This is a genomic window from Lysinibacillus fusiformis (assembly GCF_003049525.1).
Classification (GTDB): Bacteria; Bacillota; Bacilli; order Bacillales_A; family Planococcaceae; genus Lysinibacillus; species Lysinibacillus fusiformis.
Genome location: NZ_PYWL01000001.1, coordinates 545,592 through 565,633, shown reverse-complemented (window position 1 = coordinate 565,633; position 20,042 = coordinate 545,592). Strand labels below are relative to the sequence as shown.

The window sequence follows — 20,042 nt, the reverse complement described above, 5'->3', positions numbered from 1 at the left end:
AATGACATTTGTATTTGCATTTATTGTTGGAGGCATTATTTGCGTCATCGGCCAATTATTAATGGATGTCGGTAATTTAACACCGGCCCATACATTAAGTACACTCGTTGTCCTTGGTGCTATATTGGATGGTATGGGGTTATATGAGCCATTAATTAATTTTGCTGGCGCAGGAGCTACCGTACCCATTACCTCTTTTGGTAATTCTCTAACACACGGGGCAATGGCTGAGGCAGAAAAGCATGGACTGGTTGGCGTCTTAACAGGAATGTTTAAAGTAACAAGCTCAGGTATCAGTGCTGCTATTGTTTTTGCTTTTATTGGTGCATTAATTTTTAAGCCTAAAGGAAATATCGACTAGACGAATACCCCTCCCATTTCTACAACCCAAACATATTATAGGTTGTAGAAGGGAGGGGTGCTTTTATGGGATATCAAGGCTGGTCCTCACAACCGTATGGAAATAATGTTGGTGGGTGGAACAATAGCTATTGCGGAGGCAATAACTATAGTTATTGTGGAGGCAACAACTCTGGCTATGGTTCAACATTTGTTCTAATTGTTGTTCTATTTATTCTTTTAATTATTGTTGGCGCTACTTACATCTAATTTGATGAACATATTGTAAAGGCTTTAACTCTTATTTAGAGGGTTCACATACCTAAATAAAGTTAAGGCCTCCACCATTTGTGAATGCTTCGGGCAAGTCGCAAGGTCAAATTGAGTTTTAATGATAGGAGGGAAAACATGCATCGCTCGTTATTTAATTCAATTGAGCAAAAAACAGGTGTTTCGATGGATGAAATCTTCGCATTAGCCAATGCCATTCAACATGCGGATTTTACAAGTGAAAAACAAGTAAGAAAAATCGTACGACGTGTTGCTAAGATATCTAACAGAACGATTACACAAGAGTTAGAAGATAAATTAGTACAATCTATTATTCAAGATGGAGCATCACTAGATTTCGATAAAATCACTAGAATGATGAAGTAGCGCATGGCATATCTACTTGGCAAAGCAGCTTGTTACGATAGAGTAGATAAATGGTGGCAAGCGGATTTTGGTTTAAAAAAGGGTGTTACGACATTGAACAATATCGTAACACCCTTTCATTAAATTTTTTTCTCCATTGCTCGATGCGGAATACCAGCATCCAGAAATTCTGGAGAAGTTACCGCATAGCCAAGCTTTTCGTAAAATGGAATTGCATGGCTTTGCGCGTGAAGCTTCAATGTTTCTTTTGGGATAGAAATGGCGTATTTCTCCATTTCCTTCATTAGTAAAGCCCCTAATTTTTTGCCACGTTGAGATTGTAAAATACAAACACGTTCAATTTTTGCTGTATTGTTTTCAATACTACGTAAACGCGCTGCTCCTACAGGCTCATCGTCCTCATACATAATAAAATGCGTTGCAGTTGCATCTTCAGCATCACATTCCAAATGGAGTGGAACGCCTTGCTCTTCAACAAAAACTTTTTTTCGTACAGTAAACGCATCATCATGTTCTTGCTTTGTTTCAACAATCTTAACGTTATACAATCATCACTCAGCTCCAGACAAACGGAATGTTTCGTATGTTGTCCATGAACCGTCTTCTAATTGATATAGAAGATGAATGCGATCAATTGTATCTTTTTCATCTACACCAGTCATACGTAATTGACCAAAGATGTCGTCATGCTCAGAATCCGACATTTTTTGAGCGATTGTAATATGAGGTACAAATACATGTTTCGTTTCCCCATAAGAAATATTTTCTTGGATTTCATGTTGGAAAGCAGCTAATTGTTCAGTTGGTTCAATGCGGAAATAAATGGCATTGGTTGTAGGGAAAAACGAACTGATGCGTGATGCATGAATGTTTAAAGGCGCATATTTAGCAGCAAGCTCATCCAATTGCTTAACGATGGTTTGAATTTCTTCTTCAGACGCATCAAAGCTGTCTTTTAACGTCATATGCGGTGTAATCTTCGCAAAATGAGGATCATATCGTTTGCGATAAGTGTTCGCTAAATCTTGCAATTTTTTTGATGGAAATGCCACAATACCGTACTTCATAGTCCATTACCTCCCGTAAATAAACAATTTTTCTATTTAAGTATATCAGAAAATCCAATTTTCGTAATTTAATCACTCACATTAATTAAAATTTTCAATTAATGCACGTCGAAGGTCTGGTTTCCAATATTTCCATGTATGATTGCCATCAAACTCGTCATAAAATATAGAGAACCCTTTATGGATCATAAGATCATGGAGCTGACGATTAGGTGTTAAAAAATCCTTCACAGATTTATCCATAGTCACTACTTGGTCTTCACCCTTACCAACTATATGGTATATAGAAATGGCTGCTGGATCTTTGAAATTTTCGACTGCCTTCAAAACGTCATCATCCACGTATGGTGATTGAAGAATGACCTTGCCAAAAATACTTGGATACTTTAATGCGGCCATTAAGGAAGCTGTAGCAGCCATCGAATCTCCAATTACTCCACGACTCATACCCATTTGATACGTGGAAAACTCGTTATCTAAATAAGGTACTAGCTCATGTGCTAAAAAGCGGAGATAAGCTTCATGCTGCTCACCACTAGGAATATATTTATGACGTCGATCGTTAATATCTTTGTATGGAACAAAAGCAATAATTAAATTTTCGATTTCATAGTCATCAATCAGTTCATCAGCTAGCTTTGTAATACCACCAAGCTGGAAATAATCTTTACCATCTGATGCGATTAGAATGTTGTATTTATATAGTGGAGAATAATTTGCAGGAACATAAATATAGAGCTGTAATTCTTCCTGTAATGCCTCACTATAGAATGCTAAATCCTGTACTGTTCCCTTATCCAATGATGACACTCCTTCTTATGTTTGTAACAAAATTGTACCATATTACGAAAGTAAAGGTATAATAGGTTGGGCTAGCACTATACTAGCAATAAAATCGAAATGAGGGGTAGCTTATGCATAATAAAAGTATTCGTGTGCACTCTGATGAAGTAGCGAAGGCAGCACATGCCGCGTTAATTCGTAGAGGTGTGGCGATCGAGGATATCGCAAAAATTGTTTACGAAATGCAAAAAACCTATAATGAAGGTTTAACACTGGATCATTGTGTTCATTCGGTTGAGCGTGTACTGCGTAAACGAGAAGTGCAACATGCACTTTTAGTAGGAATTGAATTAGATGAGCTAGCTGAGAAAAAATTATTATCATCACCATTACAGCAAATTATAGAATCTGATGAAGGTTTATTTGGTGTGGACGAAACAATCGCACTAGGATCTGTTTTTACATATGGCAGCATTGCAGTAACCACATTTGGTCATTTAGACAAGCAAAAAATTGGCATTATTAAAAAATTAGATACTGAGCCTGGGCATCATGTTAACACGTTTTTAGATGATTTAGTTGGCAGTATCGCGGCTTCTGCAGCATCACGAATTGCTCACCGTATGCGTGATTTAGAGGAAGAGGGCGAGACATTTGCGGATATCGAGCCAGAAGAGCTAGGACCAAAGCCAAAATCACATAATGAAATATAAAATGAGTTTCTACTATAAAAAATAACTTTCTCAAATATGGGGAAGGATAGACAAAGCCATCGAGTATTTTTACTCTCAATGGCTTTTGTCATTTTATTCTTTTAAAAAATCCCTTTATTACTTTTTATCGTTATAGGCTTTTAAAAATTCTTTTACTTTTTCGCTATCGGCTTCAAGTTTTAACCCAGTGTCAACTAAAGGAGATACAGTTGATACAGCAGGTTTCTTATTGCCTTGGTAATAGCTAATGAACTCGTCTTGGTTGATGGAGTACAAAATCGCTTTACGTAAGTCAGCTGAATCTGAAACTGCGCGACCAGATGTATTCATTTGTAAGTAAGAAACAGCATTGCTATCGGCAGTATTTAAAGTTAATTTATCGTCAGATTTCACAATATCCAGTTTTGTTTCTGGAACTGTTTGAAGAACGTGAATTTCTCCATTACGTAATGCTGATAAAGCACTGTCAACATCAGAGATGAAACGAACATTGATTTTCGAAATTTTTGGTTCATACTCACTACCAACACGGTAGGCAGGATTTTTCACAAATTGTGCTTCATAATCATTTTTCTTTACTAAAATATAAGGACCACTTGCATAAAGTTGATTGTTGAAAGTTGCTGATCCTTCAGTGATTGTAGCTTGATCACCATAGGCAATATCTTTGTCAGGGTCATAGTTAGCTACATCATACGTATTAATACTTGTTACTTGTTTTTCAGATACAATACCACCAGATTGGTGTGCTAAATAGTTTAACACTTGCGGGAATGGTGTTGGTGTTGTAATTTTAACAACTTGGTATGAACCAGAAGCATTGTTAACAGACCCTTTGTCTTTTGCTAATTGCGCTACAGATGCAGGGAGGTTTTGTGATAATGCTTCCAGAACTGTTTGATCAGAGCCAGATACTTTTTTATTTTGTAATTCAGCTAAATCTGAAACAATCTCTACTGTTTCAATATTTTCATGGATACTATAAGTACGGTGATCTGGTACTGAATTAGCATCTTTAGCACGGTTTAATGAGAAGACCACATCTTCAGCAGATACTAGATCACCTGTATCAACAGCTGCGCCATCTTTCACTGCGGCGAAATGAATATCATCGCGTAAAATAAAGTAATAGTCTTGATTGCCTTCTGCCATTACATGGTTATAAGATAATGAACCATCTGAAACAACGTCATCCGTGTTTGTTAAATTAACAAGACGAACATACATATTTGTATTTAATGTGTTGATGGAACCATCATTTCCTTTAATCGGATCTAGCGAAGTAAGAGAATTAATTGTTTGGTGTAAAATTAATGGTTCAGTTGCATTTTTAGCAGAATCATTAAATTCGATTTTTTCCCATACTTGCGCACGAGATTTTGGTAAATGTACAGTTTTAGGATTTACTAACTCCGAGTAGATCCCTTGATACTTATTGGAAATATATAAAGGCGCAATATAAGCTTGATCGAATACTAGTAATTGCTCTAAATCTTTATATTTAGCCGCTGCTTCTTCACCAGTTAATGTACTCGCCTCATCGATTAGGGCATCTAATTTTGAATCTGCAACAACACTGTAATCTCCACCCGTTTTAAATAATCCACGAACAGCATAGTCCGGGTTTCCTGTTACTGTCGTCCAGCTTGAAAGGGCAAGATCGTAGTTGCCTGCTTCTTTTTGGGCCGAGAATGAACCGTAATCTGGTTGAATATTAAGCTTTACATCAAAGCCGTTTTTTACTAATTGGTCTCGAACAATATTCATATCTTCTTCAGAAGCTGCCATGCCTAATACTTCAATGGCTACTTTGCCATTGCTCTTGTCACTATCTTTTGAATCTTTACTTCCTTCTACGTCAGTTTTCGTCTGTACACAGCCAGCTAAAGCTAATACTGCGACGAATAATAATACAAGTAATTTCTTCATAGGTACCTCCAATTAATTTGTTTTTGGATCTAAAGCATCTCGTAAACCATCTCCTAAGAAGTTAAAGGAGAGGACAAGAAGCATAATACAAAGACCTGGGAAAATCGCAACATATGAATGAGTTTCCAGGTACGTACTACCAACCTTTAAAATATTGCCCCATTCGGGAATGTGTGGCTCAATACCAAGCCCTAAAAAACTTAAACTACTTGTTGAAATAACAGCTCCACCAATCGTAAGTGTTGCCTTAACAATCATGGGTGCTAATGAATTAGGAACAATGTGCTTGAAAATAATGGCCGCATCAGATGCCCCCAAAGCTCGGGCGGATTCCACAAATTCAAAATTTGCTAGCTGCATGACATTCGCCCGCATTGTACGTGCATAGGTTGGAATTGCCCCAACACTAAGTGCAATAATGAGATTGATCGTATTAGCACCAAATGCAGCAATAATAGCAATGGCTAACAGAATGCCCGGAATAGCATATAAAATATCTAGGCTTCGCATGATGACATTGTCAGTTGTTTTTCCGTAATAGCCGGAAAATGCCCCTAACGCGCCTCCGACTAACGCAGGAATAATCGTTGAGAAAAATCCGACGATTAATGAAATGCGTGCCCCAAATACAATACGGGAAAATAAATCTCGCCCGTAATTATCTGTGCCTAGAGGATATTCTAATGATGGTGTTTGCAGCAGGGCACCGTAGTTATTTTCTGTAGCAAAGTCATAGTCAAAAGTCCAAGTACTTGTGACGGACAATGAAAACATAAAAATAATGAAAAATAATCCGAATACAGCCATCGTATTTCGTAAAATCTTTTCCCATATTTTTTGCCACTTTTCAATAGAAGAAGGGTTTGCCTTTCTAGCCTTTTGAATAAGGCTATAACCTAGTAATGTAGCAAATAGATTACCAGTGAAAGTAGCCAATAGTAATAAAATACCAGGGATAAGCATCCATCTTGGAGCCGCTGTTGGTGTGACAAACTTAACGCATAAAATGGTCATCACGATATAAATAAGCGCAAGTATGAAGAAAACACTCATCGCCAGTAAAAAGGTATCTGTTACATAAGGCTTAAATAAATTTAATGCTGCAATACCAATGATGAATAATTGCGTAATAAAGGCATAGGCAGCAAACGTATATTCGGCAGTCTTTCTAGTGGACACAAGCATAAACGCAAATGATGTAGAAAAAATATTGCCAGAAAGAACGGTTAATAGTAGAGGATAGCCGAAAATACGAGTACCTCTTTGAATCTCCCCAAACTTTGCTAAATCTCTTTTTATTCGTAAATTTACAAAAGCCACATAGATCGCAGTAATGGCATAAATAACAAAGAATAGTAGAACAATTGGTCGCCAGCTATGGGTTGAAAAATTATAGCTATAGGCTAGAAACAATAAAGAAAACAGTAAGGAAAAGACAAAGGTAAAATGAGAATTGACATATTCCTGTGTAATCTTCAAAAGTAGTTTGACATGTAAGATGTTTTTCACAGGTGATCCTCCTTTAAGACTTCTTCATTTTCGAGCGAATGCGTGGATCAAAAAAGGCATACATGATATCAATCAATAAATTGACAATGGAGATCGTAATAGCGATATAAACAACGCCTCCAAGGATTGCGGGAATATCAGGAATAAATTGTTTATCAACAATATAGCTACCAATCCCACTAATATTGAATACCTTTTCTGTAACAGATGCGCCTCCCAACATACCTCCAAAAAGAAGTCCTATCACCGTAATAATCGGAATCATGGCATTACGAATGGCATGTTTTGAAATTACTTTAAATTCATTCAAGCCTTTTGCTTTAGCTGTAATAATGTAATCCTCGTGGATCACCTCAAGCATACTCGACCTTGTCATCCTAGCTATGGATGCCGTAATGGATGTCCCCAAGACGATAACTGGCATGATAAGGGATAACCAATTTTGGGGGTTATAGGTCGCTGGAAACCATTGTAGCTTTAACGCGAACGTTAAAATAAAAATTAAACCTTGCCAAAAGCTTGGAATGGATAAACCAATTAAAGCAATAAACATAAATGTATAATCCAAATACGAATTAGGACGAACCGCTGAAATAATACCGACTGGAATGGCGATAGCAATAGCCATTAACAGTGATAATACGGCTATTTCAAGTGTGACAGGAAATTTATTTGTAATGCTGTGCGTAATATCTTCTTTACCTGCAAAGGATGTGCCTAAGTCAAAAGTAAATAGGCCAGATAGTGAATGCCATAATTGAGATAAATAAGGTTGATCCAAACCATGAATGCGATTAAAGTTGGCTATTTGCTCTGCTGTCGCCTCAACGCCAAGTAAGTTTCTGGCTGGATCGAAAGGTGATAGATACAAAATTGTAAACACTAACGTTGCCACACCAACAATCACAATGAAGCTTTGTAAAATTCTTTCAATGATAAATTGCAAAAACGGGTTCGCAAATAAAATTAGCACTACATAAAATAAAACAGCTGGTAGAAAGGTAAGAGCTACAAAATATTTGTATTTCAGTTGCTGATTAAAAAATTGATCATAAGTTAATGGTTGTATACCTTCATTTTGTAAATCATGATCTACTTGCTGTTGAAGCCTTTTCTTGGCTAATTCATTAGCAGTTTGCTGTATTCGCGATGATGATACAGCTTCTTGAAAAAATGAAGCTTTTGCTATTTCTTGCTGTTCAAAAGATTGCTGCCATTGGGCAAATAAACCATTCTTCAAGTAATACTGACTACGCAATTCAAAAGCCTGGTCATAAGTATTTGAATGTTTCTTTTTCCGATAGATAAAGTATGTAAATGGATGAACCAAAATACTTAAAAGAAAAAGTAGTATATTATAAGGCTTTTGGTGCATTAGTTTTTGATAAACCATAGAAAAGAACATAAATTCCTTTGGTTTTAAATAATTTTTTGAAGTAACCATGCATTTCCTCCAAGCGTTAATAAAATATTCAACACTATATTGTATAATTCCTATCAGTATTGTAAAGTATGGATTATACATGAAAGTAAGTCAATCACAAATTTTAAAAAGGATGATTCGAATGAGCGAAAAGCTTTTAGAAATCAATAATCTTCGTGTTTCCTTTCTTACCGGGGAGACAGAGTTTGAAGCTGTAAAAGATGTAAGCTTCCATCTAAATAAAGGTGAAACACTCGGAATTGTAGGTGAGTCTGGGAGTGGGAAAAGTGTAACAGCACGCTCCATTATGCGCTTATTACCATCTCCACCTTCATTTTTAAAATCTGGCACTATTAAGTTCAAAGGTCAGGAGTTAACGGAATTAGTAGAAAAACAAATGGAAACAATTCGTGGAAAAGATATTAGCATGATTTTTCAGGATCCTATGACATCTACAAACCCTACCATACGAATAGGAGATCAAGTGGCTGAAAGTTTAATCAAGCATCAATCCATGTCAAAGACGGAAGCCTATACGCAAACCATTGAATTATTAAAACTTGTTGGCATTCGGGATGCAGAAGAGCGTTATCGACAATATCCACATGAATTTTCAGGTGGTATGCGACAACGTGTAATGATAGCTATGGCACTTGCATGTAATCCGTCACTGCTGATTGCGGATGAGCCAACGACAGCATTGGATGTAACTATTCAAGCCCAAATTTTGAAATTGATGAGAGATATGCAAAAGAAAATGGGCACATCTATTATTTTAATTACACATGATTTAGGTGTCGTTGCTGGTATGTGTGATCGTCTCATTGTCATGAAAGAAGGAGAAATTGTTGAACAGGGTACGACGGAAGAGATTTTTGCGAATGCGCAGCATCCATACACCCAAAAATTATTGAATGCGCTACCAAAGCTACATGAAAAAAAGCAGCCAAAAGAAATTTCTACTATCCAACCAGGTATTGATCCAAATAAACCTTTGATCGAAGTCACACATCTGTCAAAGGAATTTTCATTAGGAAAAGGCCAAACATTAAGAGCTGTCAATGATTTATCATTCCATATACTCCCAGGGGAAACTTTAGGCTTAGTAGGCGAATCAGGATCAGGTAAATCTACCACTGGTCGAACAATTCTACAGCTTCATCAGCCTACTAATGGAGAAGTTTTATACCAAGGGATTCCTGTAACGAGACTAACGAAAAAGCAGTTAAAGGCGATGCGTCGCCATATGCAAATAATTTTCCAAGATCCCTATTCATCGTTAAATCCTCGTAAAAAAATCTTAGATATTATTGGGGAAGCACTTGATATTCATGGTCTAGTGAAATCACATAGTGAAAGACTAGGACGGGTAGAGGAACTGCTTGAGCTTGTTGGTTTGAAGAAAGAACACGCTATGCGTTATCCACATGAATTCTCAGGAGGTCAACGACAACGTATTGGGATTGCTAGAGCATTAGCGGTTGAGCCTAATTTTATAGTTTGTGATGAACCTTTGTCAGCCTTAGATGTATCCATTCAAAAACAGATTGTGGATTTACTAAAGGAATTACAACAAAAGCTTGGGTTGACGTATTTATTTATTGCACATGATTTATCGATGGTGAAGCATATTAGTGATCGGGTAGCAGTTATGTATGCGGGGAAAATTGTAGAATTAGCTGAAAGTGAGGAGCTATATGCTAATCCTCAGCATCCCTATACACGTGCATTATTACAGTCCATACCAATTCCCGATCCAGCGATTGAAAAGCAGAAATATAGTGATGCGGAAAATACAGACGACGTGAAAGTTCACTACGAGGTAGAAAATAGCCAGCTTGTAGAAGTTTTTCCAAATCATTGGGTTGCCGTTTCAACATGATGGCTGCCATATTATAGTACAATAGAGACATTTGGCAGGTTTCCGCTGAAAATGAACAACCTTTAATTAAACTATATTAGAGCCTAGATGGAATATCTACATTATTTATTTTGCATAAATAAAATGTAGTTGCATATAATGGAAGTCTTTTAATACATTCAAAGAATTATAGAAAAATATATATTTGTTACGAGGGGATTATGTAGTTACTGTACATAATCTTTTTGTTTAGAATAATTTTGAATCTATATAAAAAGGGCTAGGACATGTTATGATTAGTGTAAATAAATAGCTGAGGGAGATAAAAGTGAAACAATCAGATATTAAAACGCTAATAACTAGTGGAACAATTATTTTGGCTGTTGTTTTATATTTAATATTTAAATAAATATATGTATAAAAGTCTTCAGTTGTTACAATGACTGAAGGCTTTTCATTCGTTACAGGAGCAATCTTGCAATGGGAGAAGGAAACCATTTATGAAAAAATAATTAGTTAACTCCGGAGATTTTTAATTGTAAGGGATATAAATTAGAAAGTAGAGTGTAAATTTGAAGAAAATTATTTTTGTTTTATTCATTTCTATATGGGTTCTGAGTGCATGCACAGAAGAAACTAGTACGAATAGTATTAAGACTGGAGATATGGGAGATCTAATATCTTCAACGATAGAAAACGCAGAGAAACACGATGTAAGTAAGTTTGAAGAATATGAACTAGAAAGTGTAATTGACGGGGACACAATAAGGATAAAATATAACGGTAGCTCTGAAAAAGTTCGCTTTTTACTTGTGGATACCCCGGAAACTAATCATGAGACATTAGGAGAGCAACCGTACGGACCAGAAGCTAAAGAATTTACTAAGCAACTATTAGCTGGTCTGGATACAGTCTATTTAGAATTTGACGTTTCTTATCGTGATAAATATAAAAGACTACTTGCCTATATTTATACGAAAGAAGGTATAAGTGTTCAGGAGCAGTTATTGAAAAATGGATTAGCACGAGTGGCCTATATATATGATCCAAATACGAAGCATGTAGATTGGTTTAAATCCATTCAAAAAACTGCACAACAGTCGGCTATTGGGATATGGTCAGTTGAAGACTATGTAACAAATCGTGGATACGATAAAGATGTATATTATGCTGCTATAAAAAATGGAAATCAGTCTAACATAGTTGAGGATAAATCGAATACCAATAACAACAAGGGCAGTTGCGAAATCAAAGGAAATATTAACTCCAAGGGTAATAAAATTTATCATATGCCAGGGCAACGGGACTATGAGAATACAATAGCAGAAGAGATGTTCTGTACGGAAGAAGAAGCGAAAGCCGCTGGGTTTATTCCTGCTAAGCAATAAAATCAGGCATTACATACTTCTAGCGGCATGTTCAGTGTTTACGCTAAGAAGTATGAACGAGCACCAGGGAAAACTTAAGTGAAAAAAGGAAGATGGTTTCTATGTTGAGAGAAACCATCTTCCTTTTTTTGTGTTATTTGTCTAGATAATACAATTTTATGACTTCGACTGCGGGAATGGGTTTATCAAAAGGAAAAAAACGGCTATAAACTTCTTTGAAATTAATATCTCCTTCAAATTTATCAGCAGTTTCTAAGGGATCGAGAATTAATACCTCAATTTATAGTAAAGTCCTTGATACAAGCTTCTTAATTTCTTTAAGCTTAAAAATTATATTAACTTTATCGTTCAGTTAAAGAAGCTCAAGATACAGGCTTTAAGGTGGCTGAAAGATAATGTTCCTACTAAAATATCTGAGTCAGGTCAACTCCTGAACTCAGATAATTTTTTGCTTAGGTCAAACAGGGGTGATTGTTAAAATAGCTAGGGTACCGCCGAAGAACTTGGCATGTCAGAAAAAAATTTAAACAAATGGAGTGGTAGATTGAGCTCTTGAAGAAGCGGTATATGTTCTAAATTTTAGGATGGGTCAACTCATGTTGATAGCAGTTGGTGCATACAAGCAACCATAATCTAGGGTATTGACATACTAAGTATTGGAATTATATATTTATTCCAGTTAAATTTTTTGAATATTCATTATATATTAACTTGTACCTACAACGTGTTGACGTGTAGTCGTGTTGTTTTGGGTAATATAAGTTTTGTTGCAAACGTTTAAGATATACAGAGGCACAAGGATGAAACGAGGGGGAACTAACATGAAGAAAATACGAATAGGTGTGATTGGAGCTGGCTTAAGGGGGGGATTGGCACAATACTGGCATAAACCTAATGGGGAATCAGAAATAGTAGCACTAGCCGATATTTCTCAGGAACGTTTAGAAAAATTTCAGGAAAAATTTGATACACCCTTATTTTTAACAAAGGACTATAAAGAGTTATTAACAAGAGATGACATCGATGCCATTGCGGTTTTATCGCCAGATTATTTACATGAGGAGCATATTATTACTTGTTTACAAGCGGGTAAGCATGTGTATGCGGAAAAACCATTAGCTATTACGGTGGAAGGCTGCGATCGAATATTAGATGCTTGGGAAAAATCAGGAAAGCATCTGATGGTTGGCTTTAATATGCGTTATATGAGTATGTATCAAACGATGAAAGGCATAATTGATTCAGGGGCCATTGGAGAATTAAAGGCAATATGGGTGCGTCATTTTGTTGGATTCGGTGGTTATTTCTATTACCACGATTGGCATGGTAATTCAAAAAATACAACCTCCTTACTACTTCAAAAAGGCTCACACGATTTAGATGTCATTCATTGGATTTCAGGGAAATATACACAGAAGGTATCTGCATTTGGAAGCTTAGATTATTACGGTGGAAATCAACCTAATACGTTAACATGTCCAACCTGTGATCAGAAAAAAACTTGTCCAGAATATGTTGCCCATACATTTACGGAATGTGCGTTCCGTGAAGAAATTGATGTAGAGGATAATAATATGGTCATGATGGAGTTGGAAGGTGGCATAAAGGCTTCTTATTTACAATGTCACTTTACACCTGACTATTCGCGAAATTATACATTTATCGGTACGAAGGGGCGTCTCGAAAATGATGATATCAATAATAAAGTTTATTTAAAAACACGGAAATCAAATTCTTGGGAGGAATTGAGTGATGTTGTGTACGAAATGAAGCCTGAGGAAGGTAGCCATGGCGGAGCTGACCCGAAAATTGCCCAAGATTTTGTAGAACTCATCCTCTACGATAAAAAACCTTTGACAACGCCATTTGCAGGACGTATGAGTGTCGCAGTGGGCTGTGCAGCCACAGAATCTATTCGTAACGGAGGTAAGGTTATTGAGATTAAGCAGGAATCTACCATTCTGCAACATTGATAAATAGGGGGTGTAGTTATGACGCTTTTAGATAAAACAACTGTTGAGGAAAAATCATCTAAAACAAAACGTTTTTTCAAAAAGCAATCAAAGGTAAAGAAAAATCACCTGGTAGAGTGGAAAAAATCTATCAAAAAAAATTGGGAGCTTTATTTTTTACTAGCCCCTGTTATACTTTACTTTTTGATTTTCCATTATTACCCACTGTATGGGTTGCAAATTGCCTTTAAAGATTTTATTGCTACAAAGGGAATTATGGGGAGTCCGTGGGTAGGATTAAAGCATTTTGAACGTTTTTTTGATAGTTATTATTTTTGGCGTTTAATCAAAAATACAATTGGGATTGGCGTATTCACGTTACTTATATCTTTTCCAGTACCAATCATTATTGCATTGCTATTAAATGAAGTGAAGAGTCTTCGCTTTAAGAAATTTGTACAAACAGTCATTTATGCCCCACATTTTTTATCAACAGTAGTCGTAGTTGGGATGCTATTACTATTCTTAAAATCGGATGGGATGATCAACCAAATCATTATGTTGTTTGGGGGTACACCCATTGATTTTATTTCAGAACCTGCCTGGTTTAAATCCATATATGTACTGTCTGATGTTTGGCAAACGATGGGATGGAGTTCCATCATATATATTGCTGCTTTGGCTGCCGTAGATCCGGCACAGCATGAGGCGGCAATGATAGATGGGGCATCAAAATTTCAAAGGATTATTCATATTAATATTCCTGCGATTATGCCGACAATTATCATTTTATTCATCTTAAATGTTGGTTCTGTCATGGCTATTGGATTTGAGAAAGTATTTTTAATGCAAAATGACTTAAATATGTCGGCATCAGATGTTATATCCACTTTTGTTTATCGTAGCGGAATTTTAGAAGCACAGTATAGCTTTTCAGCAGCAGTGGGCTTCTTCAACTCTATCATTAATTTTATCCTCCTTATTATGGTTAACAGAATAGCCAAAAAAGTGAGTGATACAAGTTTATGGTAAAGGAGAGATTGACATGAAAGAATCAAAGGGCGATCGTGCATTTACTATCTTTAATTATATTTTTTTAGCAATCGTAGCAGTTGTTGTTTTGTATCCACTTATTTTTGTTTTAAGTGCTTCTCTTAGTAATCCCGAGTACGTCATTTCAGGGGATTTATGGCTATGGCCAAAGGAATTTACAGTGGAGGCTTACGAAAAAGTATTCCAAAATCCAGATATTATTAATGGATTTATCAATACTTTGAAATACACATTCTTTGGAACATTACTAAATATCGTGATGACCATTTGTGCAGCTTATCCTCTTTCACGTAGAAACTTAAAAGGGAAGGGCTTTATTATGGCATTTATGGTATTCACCATGTTTTTCAGTGGGGGACTAATTCCTACATATCTATTAATCCGTGATTTGGGTATGATAAATACATTTTGGGTCATGATTATTCCGAATGCGGTAGCTGTATGGAACATCATCATTATGCGGACATTTTTCCAATCCATTCCTTATGAGTTAGAGGAATCGGCCATGATCGATGGTGCAGGGAACTTCCGTATTTTATGGAGTATCGTTCTACCACTATCATTACCTGTTATGGCAGTCATGGTTTTATTTTACGCTGTAGGGCATTGGAACTCTTATTTCCAGGCATTGATCTACTTGCAAGACCAAGATAAGTTTCCACTACAACTTATCCTGAGGCAAATATTAATTCAAGGACAAGCTGACGATATGATTCAAGCGACGTCAGAAAGCTTTTTAGCTCAAAAACTTAGCGTTGAAGGGTTAAAATACGCAGTTTTAATCGTTGCTAACCTACCAATGTTAATGCTTTATCCATTCTTACAAAGATATTTTGTAAAAGGTGTCATGATTGGTTCATTAAAAGGTTAAAGAATAGGAGCGATTTAAGTGGAAATGAAAAAAAAGCGTGTTTATGGTGTCGTAACAAGCCTAATGTTAGCTGCAAGTTTGCTAGGAGCATGTTCGGATGATAAAGCAACCGGTGGAGTGAAAAGTGATAATATTGATAATTTGAATGCGACCGATATGCCGATTACAAAGGAGAAAATTGAAGTAGATGGTTTTGCAGCAAAGTTTTTTGCATCTCAGGACTGGAATCAACTAATGTTGTGGGAAGAATACGAGAAAATGTCTAATATCCATATAAATTGGACAACTGTTCAGACGGAGGTATTAGCGGACAAAAAGAACTTGCTTTTAGCTTCAGGAAATTATCCAGAAATATTTTTTGCATCGGCATTTTCAAAAACAGATTTAATCAAATACGGTCAACAAGGTGTATTTTTACCGTTGAATGAATACATCGATCAATATGCACCCAATTTTAAAAAGCTATTAGAAGAATACCCATCTGTCGAGCAGGGTGTGACGATGGCAGATGGAAATATTTATGGCTTCCCAACAATTTATGATCCAAAATTTTCATCACTTCGCGTTGGAGCGCCGTGGATTAATCAGGAATGGCTTGATCATCTAGGCTTGCCATCACCAGAAACAACAGATGATTTGTACAAAGTACTAAAAGCATTTAAAGAAAATGATCCGAATGGTAATGGTTTACAAGATGAGCAAGGCTGGGGAACTGGTTATGGTGTGAATCAAATTATTAATTACTTAAGAGGATCATTTGGCTTGAACAAACAAGGAACGATGAATCTGAATTTAGATTTTAAAGAAGGTACTGAGGAATTCCGATTTGTGCCAACGACCGACGAATATAAACAATTACTTGAATATTTAAATAAGCTTTATAAAGAAGGTTTAATTAATAAGGATGTTTTTACGACAGAGCCTCAAAAATTTGCGGCAGAAGCAGCTAAAGGAACGTTTGGCATACTTAGTGAAGTAGATCCTAAAGAATTATTTAAACTAGATGGTTATACGGGTGCACAAGTGTTAGAAGGGCCAAATGGGGATCGACAATATACTGCGATGTCTAATGGTCTTGGGAATCTAGGGATGTTTGTAGTAACAGATAAAGCAAAAAATCCTGAAGCAATGGTTCGTTGGATTGACCATTTATATGGTGATGAGGGAGCTAAAATGTTCTTTATGGGCTTTGAAGGTGTCACTTACGAAGAAAATGAGGATGAAACAATTCAATATATCGACAATATTACTAATAATCCAGATGGCAAAAATTTAGACCAAGCAATAAGTGATTATTTAACATGGCCTGGTGGTTATTATCCTGGGATTGTAACGCAAAAGTATTTCCAAGGGGCAGAGGCTAAGGAAAACTCTCTTAACAATGCCAAGCAAGTCATGCCATATGCTTTGAAGGATGAAGATATTATTCCAGGCTTGAATTTCACAGTGGAAGAAAATGATCGAGTGTCCGCTGTTTTAACAGACATTCAAACCTATGTAAATGAAATGACAGCAAGCTTTATAACAGGAAAAGAAAGCTTCGATAAATGGAATGACTATAAGAATACAATTGAAAAAATGGGTTTGCAAGACTATATGGAAGTAGCACAAGGGGCATATGACCGTTCCAAATAAGGAGGTTCAATTTCTTCAAACTTAACAAGTAGAAGGTCACATAAGCTGAAAGATTACCATTCAACTAGGCTTATGTGACGCACGCTTGTTGAACCTTCTATTGATGGATGTAGCAGAGTGTAAATGCAAAAAATGTATAGATAGTAATATGTGAATCGTAGGGAGGTAATGGGCATGGAATTGGAAGGGTGGAAAGGTAAACTATACTGGTTTGTAGAATGGATCACATTATTAGCAGTATTACAGTTACTATGGACAGGTTTAACTTTACTTGGACTTTTGCTATTTGGAGTAGCCCCAGCGACTGTTGCCATGTTTACTACTTTACGGAAAAGATTACAAGGAGAAGATGACTTAAAACGATTAGTCAAAATCTATTGGAATACATATAAAGTTGAATTTATTCCATCAAATAAAATAGGTATGATCTTACTGAGTGTTGGCTACTTTGTAACGATTAATTTTCAAATAGTTTCATCGTTACATGGCTTACTAGGCTTACTATTACTCACAGTGTTTATTTCTATTAGTATACTGTTCGGTATGATTGTTGTGAATATATTTCAGCTATACGCCCATTATGATTTACCAATATTGCGCTACTTTGCTGCTTCCATCATATTTAGTATTGCGTATCCATTACAAATGATTAGCAATATTGTTGGGCTTATAATTCTTTATAAACTATATAGCTGTTTTCCAGGCTTAATACCGTTTTTCGGTGTTAGTTTAGCTGCCTTATTTTTAACGTGGATGTCATCCCATATATTTAAGAATGATAGAGAAGCAGACGAACATACTAATCTACCATATTACTCTGCTGGGAGAGGGATCACCTCATGAATAAAAAATGGATTATTAATGCGAATATCGTAATGGAAAATAAAATTATTACTAACGGATTTCTAGAAATGTCGGAAGGAAAAATTACAGTAATTGATCAAATGGCAAATTGCCCTTCATTCGCTTTAAGAGAGAATGTAATAGACTGTCAGCAAAAAGGCTATATCATCCCTGGAATGATCGATATCCATATACATGGTGCTGTAGGTCATGATTTTATGGATGCGAACCATATTTGTTATTCGAAAATAGCCAAATACTTAGCAAGTGAGGGCGTAACTGCTTTTTTGGCTACAACGATGACAGGTCCTATGTCTGAGATCGAATCTGCTGTTGAGGCACTTGCCTATTATTATAAAAACCAACCAACAGCAGTGCCTGAGATGTTAGGAATTCATTTAGAAGGTCCATTTATTAGTCAAGCTAAAAAAGGGGCTCAATCCGAAGCTTTTATTTTAAAACCAAATGTTCAACAATTTAATGATTTGTATGATAAGTCTCATCATTCAATTCGTCTTGTCACATTTGCACCGGAGGAAGATACCGGTTTTGAATTACTACACGAATTAACTAATAAAGGGGTTATTGCATCTATTGGTCACTCTGACGCTGACTATGATACAGCGCAACATGCAATAAAAGCTGGTATTACCCATGTAACACACCTATTTAATGGCATGAGTGGACTACACCACCGTGATCCAGGTGTTGTGGGAGCAGTACTTCTAGCGGAAGATGTGTATGTGGAGATAATTCCAGATAATGTACATTTTCATAAAGATCTACTACCAATGGTTTACAAGATGACGGGCTTAAATCGTTTGCTCATCATAACAGATGGTATACGTGCAAAGGGGATGCCAGATGGTTTGTATCAATTAGGTGGTAATGAAGTAGAAGTCATGAATAATCAATGTATTCAACGCAAAACGGGATCCTTAGCAGGAAGTGTGTTAAATATGAATACCGCAAGGAAAAACATAGGAGAGTGGCTTACACTTTCACTTGTTGAGCAAATACGTATTGTTTCTTTAAATCAAGCAGAGCATTTAGGCATGGACAATCGGAAAGGGTCTATTGCACTAGGAAAGGACGCAGATATCGTTTGGTTGAACGAAGAAGGAGAAGTAGAAAAAACTTTTTGCTTAGGGAATTTTGCCTTTGAAAAGGATTGATATATCAATAGGCATCCTATTATATAGATGGTATATTGATTACAAAACCTAGAGAAGGAAGGAAAAAAGATGCATTTATTAGATCAATCTAGTGTAATCCCATTATATCATCAATTAAAACAAATTTTATTTGGGAAAATTCAATCAGGTGAATGGAAACCAGGAGATAAAATTGACTCGGAAAATCAATTGATGGAGATGTTCCATGTTAGTCGAAATACAGTAAAAAAAGCAATCGAGGAATTAGTAAAGGAAGATAAATTATATCGTATTCAAGGAAAAGGAACCTTTGTTTCCAAGCCAAGACTTGAACAATCTCTTGGAGGGTTTTATAGCTTTAGTCGCATGATTCAAGAAAAAGGATTTAATCAAAAAGATGAAGTACTAGAAATACAAAAGGTGTATCCCTCAACTAAAGTTAGATCGAATTTAGCATTAGAGGAAAATGAACAAGTTGTAGAAATGAAGCGTTTACGATTTGCCGATAATGAGCCGATTATTTTGGAATCATCTTTTTTACCTTTACGCCTTATTAAGGATATTGAAATTTTACGAGAAGTAACGTCTTCATCTTTATACAGTTTATTAGCCGAACGTTTTAACATTATTGTTGTAAGGGCGAGAGAAGCCTTCGAACCGGTCCTTATTAATAAAGACGAAGCACCTTTATTGAAAACAGATGCTGGAAAACCAGCTTTATTGCTAGAAAGGACTGCGTTTGATACCTCTGGAAAACCAGTGGAATTCTGTATTTCAATTGTAAGAGGAGATCGTTGCCGTTTTTATACGGAATTAAATTAAAATCTAATCGTTTGCTTCATTTATTTTTGTTTTAAATTATACC

19 protein-coding genes are annotated in these 20,042 nt (G+C 36.1%); 13 read left to right on the top strand and 6 right to left on the bottom strand.

All coding sequences use genetic code 11. The features are described 5' to 3' along the window. Window position 1: 1 nt before the first annotated feature. From spoVAE to C9J29_RS02745, 3 genes are all read left to right on the top strand, one after another. On the top strand, window positions 2-361 hold the full coding sequence (spoVAE, locus tag C9J29_RS02755) for a stage V sporulation protein AE (RefSeq protein WP_008174255.1): 360 nt from the start codon (window positions 2-4) through the stop codon (window positions 359-361). Window positions 362-426: 65 nt separating this feature from the next. Next, on the top strand, window positions 427-609 hold the full coding sequence (locus tag C9J29_RS24885) for a YjcZ family sporulation protein (protein WP_012292972.1): 183 nt from the start codon (window positions 427-429) through the stop codon (window positions 607-609). Window positions 610-747: 138 nt separating this feature from the next. After that, window positions 748-996 (top strand): stage VI sporulation protein F, encoded by a 249-nt coding sequence (locus C9J29_RS02745; protein WP_008174251.1) that lies wholly within the window; start codon window positions 748-750, stop codon window positions 994-996. A gap of 119 nt (window positions 997-1,115) precedes the next feature. On the opposite strand, the gene C9J29_RS02740 is transcribed toward C9J29_RS02745, so the two are convergent. The 3 genes from C9J29_RS02740 to C9J29_RS02730 all read right to left on the bottom strand — a co-directional run bounded on the left by C9J29_RS02740 (window position 1,116) and on the right by C9J29_RS02730 (window position 2,864). After that, complete coding sequence (locus C9J29_RS02740) at window positions 1,116-1,544, bottom strand: GNAT family N-acetyltransferase (RefSeq protein ID WP_008174248.1); 429 nt, start codon at window positions 1,542-1,544, stop codon at window positions 1,116-1,118. 3 nt (window positions 1,545-1,547) lie between these two features. Then, a complete protein-coding gene (locus tag C9J29_RS02735) occupies window positions 1,548-2,063 on the bottom strand; it encodes a YjcG family protein (protein WP_008174247.1) in 516 nt (171 codons plus the stop codon). Window positions 2,064-2,144: 81 nt separating this feature from the next. Next, the gene (locus C9J29_RS02730; protein WP_096363628.1) at window positions 2,145-2,864 is read right to left on the bottom strand and encodes an alpha/beta hydrolase; all 720 of its coding nucleotides are present in this window, start codon (window positions 2,862-2,864) and stop codon (window positions 2,145-2,147) included. 113 nt (window positions 2,865-2,977) lie between these two features. Here C9J29_RS02730 and C9J29_RS02725 point away from each other — a divergent pair, with 113 nt between their 5' ends. Then, entirely contained in the window at window positions 2,978-3,559 is a 582-nt protein-coding gene (locus C9J29_RS02725; protein ID WP_008174245.1) for a phosphatidylglycerophosphatase A family protein, read from the top strand. A 117-nt stretch (window positions 3,560-3,676) separates the two neighbouring features. Here C9J29_RS02725 and C9J29_RS02720 read toward each other — a convergent pair whose 3' ends face one another. The 3 genes from C9J29_RS02720 to C9J29_RS02710 are packed head-to-tail and all read right to left on the bottom strand — an operon-like array spanning window position 3,677 to window position 8,441. Further along, window positions 3,677-5,488, bottom strand: coding sequence for an ABC transporter substrate-binding protein (locus tag C9J29_RS02720; protein ID WP_096363630.1), 1,812 nt, complete (start codon window positions 5,486-5,488; stop codon window positions 3,677-3,679). 12 nt (window positions 5,489-5,500) lie between these two features. Next, window positions 5,501-6,997, bottom strand: coding sequence for an ABC transporter permease (locus C9J29_RS02715; protein ID WP_107921568.1), 1,497 nt, complete (start codon window positions 6,995-6,997; stop codon window positions 5,501-5,503). A gap of 13 nt (window positions 6,998-7,010) precedes the next feature. Further along, window positions 7,011-8,441 (bottom strand): ABC transporter permease, encoded by a 1,431-nt coding sequence (locus C9J29_RS02710; RefSeq protein WP_107921567.1) that lies wholly within the window; start codon window positions 8,439-8,441, stop codon window positions 7,011-7,013. A gap of 112 nt (window positions 8,442-8,553) precedes the next feature. Between C9J29_RS02710 and C9J29_RS02705 the strand changes: the two genes are divergently transcribed. The 9 genes from C9J29_RS02705 to C9J29_RS02660 all read left to right on the top strand — a co-directional run bounded on the left by C9J29_RS02705 (window position 8,554) and on the right by C9J29_RS02660 (window position 19,999). Further along, window positions 8,554-10,302, top strand: a complete 1,749-nt coding sequence (locus C9J29_RS02705) for an ABC transporter ATP-binding protein (protein ID WP_272898254.1) — start codon at window positions 8,554-8,556, stop codon at window positions 10,300-10,302. A gap of 551 nt (window positions 10,303-10,853) precedes the next feature. Beyond that, on the top strand, window positions 10,854-11,669 hold the full coding sequence (locus C9J29_RS02695) for a thermonuclease family protein (protein WP_008174240.1): 816 nt from the start codon (window positions 10,854-10,856) through the stop codon (window positions 11,667-11,669). Between the two features lie 821 nt (window positions 11,670-12,490). After that, window positions 12,491-13,642 (top strand): Gfo/Idh/MocA family protein, encoded by a 1,152-nt coding sequence (locus C9J29_RS02690; RefSeq protein WP_043989712.1) that lies wholly within the window; start codon window positions 12,491-12,493, stop codon window positions 13,640-13,642. A gap of 18 nt (window positions 13,643-13,660) precedes the next feature. Continuing rightward, the gene (locus C9J29_RS02685) at window positions 13,661-14,653 is read left to right on the top strand and encodes an ABC transporter permease (RefSeq protein ID WP_089987225.1); all 993 of its coding nucleotides are present in this window, start codon (window positions 13,661-13,663) and stop codon (window positions 14,651-14,653) included. A 13-nt stretch (window positions 14,654-14,666) separates the two neighbouring features. Beyond that, window positions 14,667-15,545, top strand: a complete 879-nt coding sequence (locus C9J29_RS02680; RefSeq protein WP_036226084.1) for a carbohydrate ABC transporter permease — start codon at window positions 14,667-14,669, stop codon at window positions 15,543-15,545. A gap of 24 nt (window positions 15,546-15,569) precedes the next feature. Then, window positions 15,570-17,180, top strand: a complete 1,611-nt coding sequence (locus tag C9J29_RS02675; protein ID WP_107921735.1) for an extracellular solute-binding protein — start codon at window positions 15,570-15,572, stop codon at window positions 17,178-17,180. A 174-nt stretch (window positions 17,181-17,354) separates the two neighbouring features. After that, complete coding sequence (locus tag C9J29_RS02670) at window positions 17,355-18,023, top strand: YesL family protein (protein ID WP_237068732.1); 669 nt, start codon at window positions 17,355-17,357, stop codon at window positions 18,021-18,023. Further along, window positions 18,020-19,198 carry an N-acetylglucosamine-6-phosphate deacetylase gene (gene nagA / locus C9J29_RS02665; RefSeq protein ID WP_107921565.1) on the top strand — a complete coding sequence of 393 codons (1,179 nt, stop codon included), beginning with the start codon at window positions 18,020-18,022 and terminating at the stop codon, window positions 19,196-19,198. The genes C9J29_RS02670 and nagA overlap by 4 nt, the downstream gene beginning before the upstream one ends. 69 nt (window positions 19,199-19,267) lie before the next feature. Continuing rightward, window positions 19,268-19,999, top strand: a complete 732-nt coding sequence (locus tag C9J29_RS02660; protein WP_008174229.1) for a GntR family transcriptional regulator — start codon at window positions 19,268-19,270, stop codon at window positions 19,997-19,999. Window positions 20,000-20,042 lie beyond the last annotated feature (43 nt).

Bases quoted from the DNA above. Each gene is read 5' to 3' on its own strand.
- spoVAE (WP_008174255.1), top strand. From the start codon at position 2: ATGACATTTGTATTTGCATTTATTGTTGGAGGCATTATTTGCGTCATC.
- C9J29_RS24885 (WP_012292972.1), top strand. From the start codon at position 427: ATGGGATATCAAGGCTGGTCCTCACAACCGTATGGAAATAATGTTGGT.
- C9J29_RS02745 (WP_008174251.1), top strand. From the start codon at position 748: ATGCATCGCTCGTTATTTAATTCAATTGAGCAAAAAACAGGTGTTTCG.
- C9J29_RS02735 (WP_008174247.1), bottom strand. From the start codon at position 2,063: ATGAAGTACGGTATTGTGGCATTTCCATCAAAAAAATTGCAAGATTTA.
- C9J29_RS02725 (WP_008174245.1), top strand. From the start codon at position 2,978: ATGCATAATAAAAGTATTCGTGTGCACTCTGATGAAGTAGCGAAGGCA.
- C9J29_RS02720 (WP_096363630.1), bottom strand. From the start codon at position 5,488: ATGAAGAAATTACTTGTATTATTATTCGTCGCAGTATTAGCTTTAGCT.
- C9J29_RS02710 (WP_107921567.1), bottom strand. From the start codon at position 8,441: ATGGTTACTTCAAAAAATTATTTAAAACCAAAGGAATTTATGTTCTTT.
- C9J29_RS02705 (WP_272898254.1), top strand. From the start codon at position 8,554: ATGATTCGAATGAGCGAAAAGCTTTTAGAAATCAATAATCTTCGTGTT.
- C9J29_RS02690 (WP_043989712.1), top strand. From the start codon at position 12,491: ATGAAGAAAATACGAATAGGTGTGATTGGAGCTGGCTTAAGGGGGGGA.
- C9J29_RS02685 (WP_089987225.1), top strand. From the start codon at position 13,661: ATGACGCTTTTAGATAAAACAACTGTTGAGGAAAAATCATCTAAAACA.
- C9J29_RS02680 (WP_036226084.1), top strand. From the start codon at position 14,667: ATGAAAGAATCAAAGGGCGATCGTGCATTTACTATCTTTAATTATATT.
- C9J29_RS02675 (WP_107921735.1), top strand. From the start codon at position 15,570: ATGAAAAAAAAGCGTGTTTATGGTGTCGTAACAAGCCTAATGTTAGCT.
- C9J29_RS02670 (WP_237068732.1), top strand. From the start codon at position 17,355: ATGGAATTGGAAGGGTGGAAAGGTAAACTATACTGGTTTGTAGAATGG.
- nagA (WP_107921565.1), top strand. From the start codon at position 18,020: ATGAATAAAAAATGGATTATTAATGCGAATATCGTAATGGAAAATAAA.
- C9J29_RS02660 (WP_008174229.1), top strand. From the start codon at position 19,268: ATGCATTTATTAGATCAATCTAGTGTAATCCCATTATATCATCAATTA.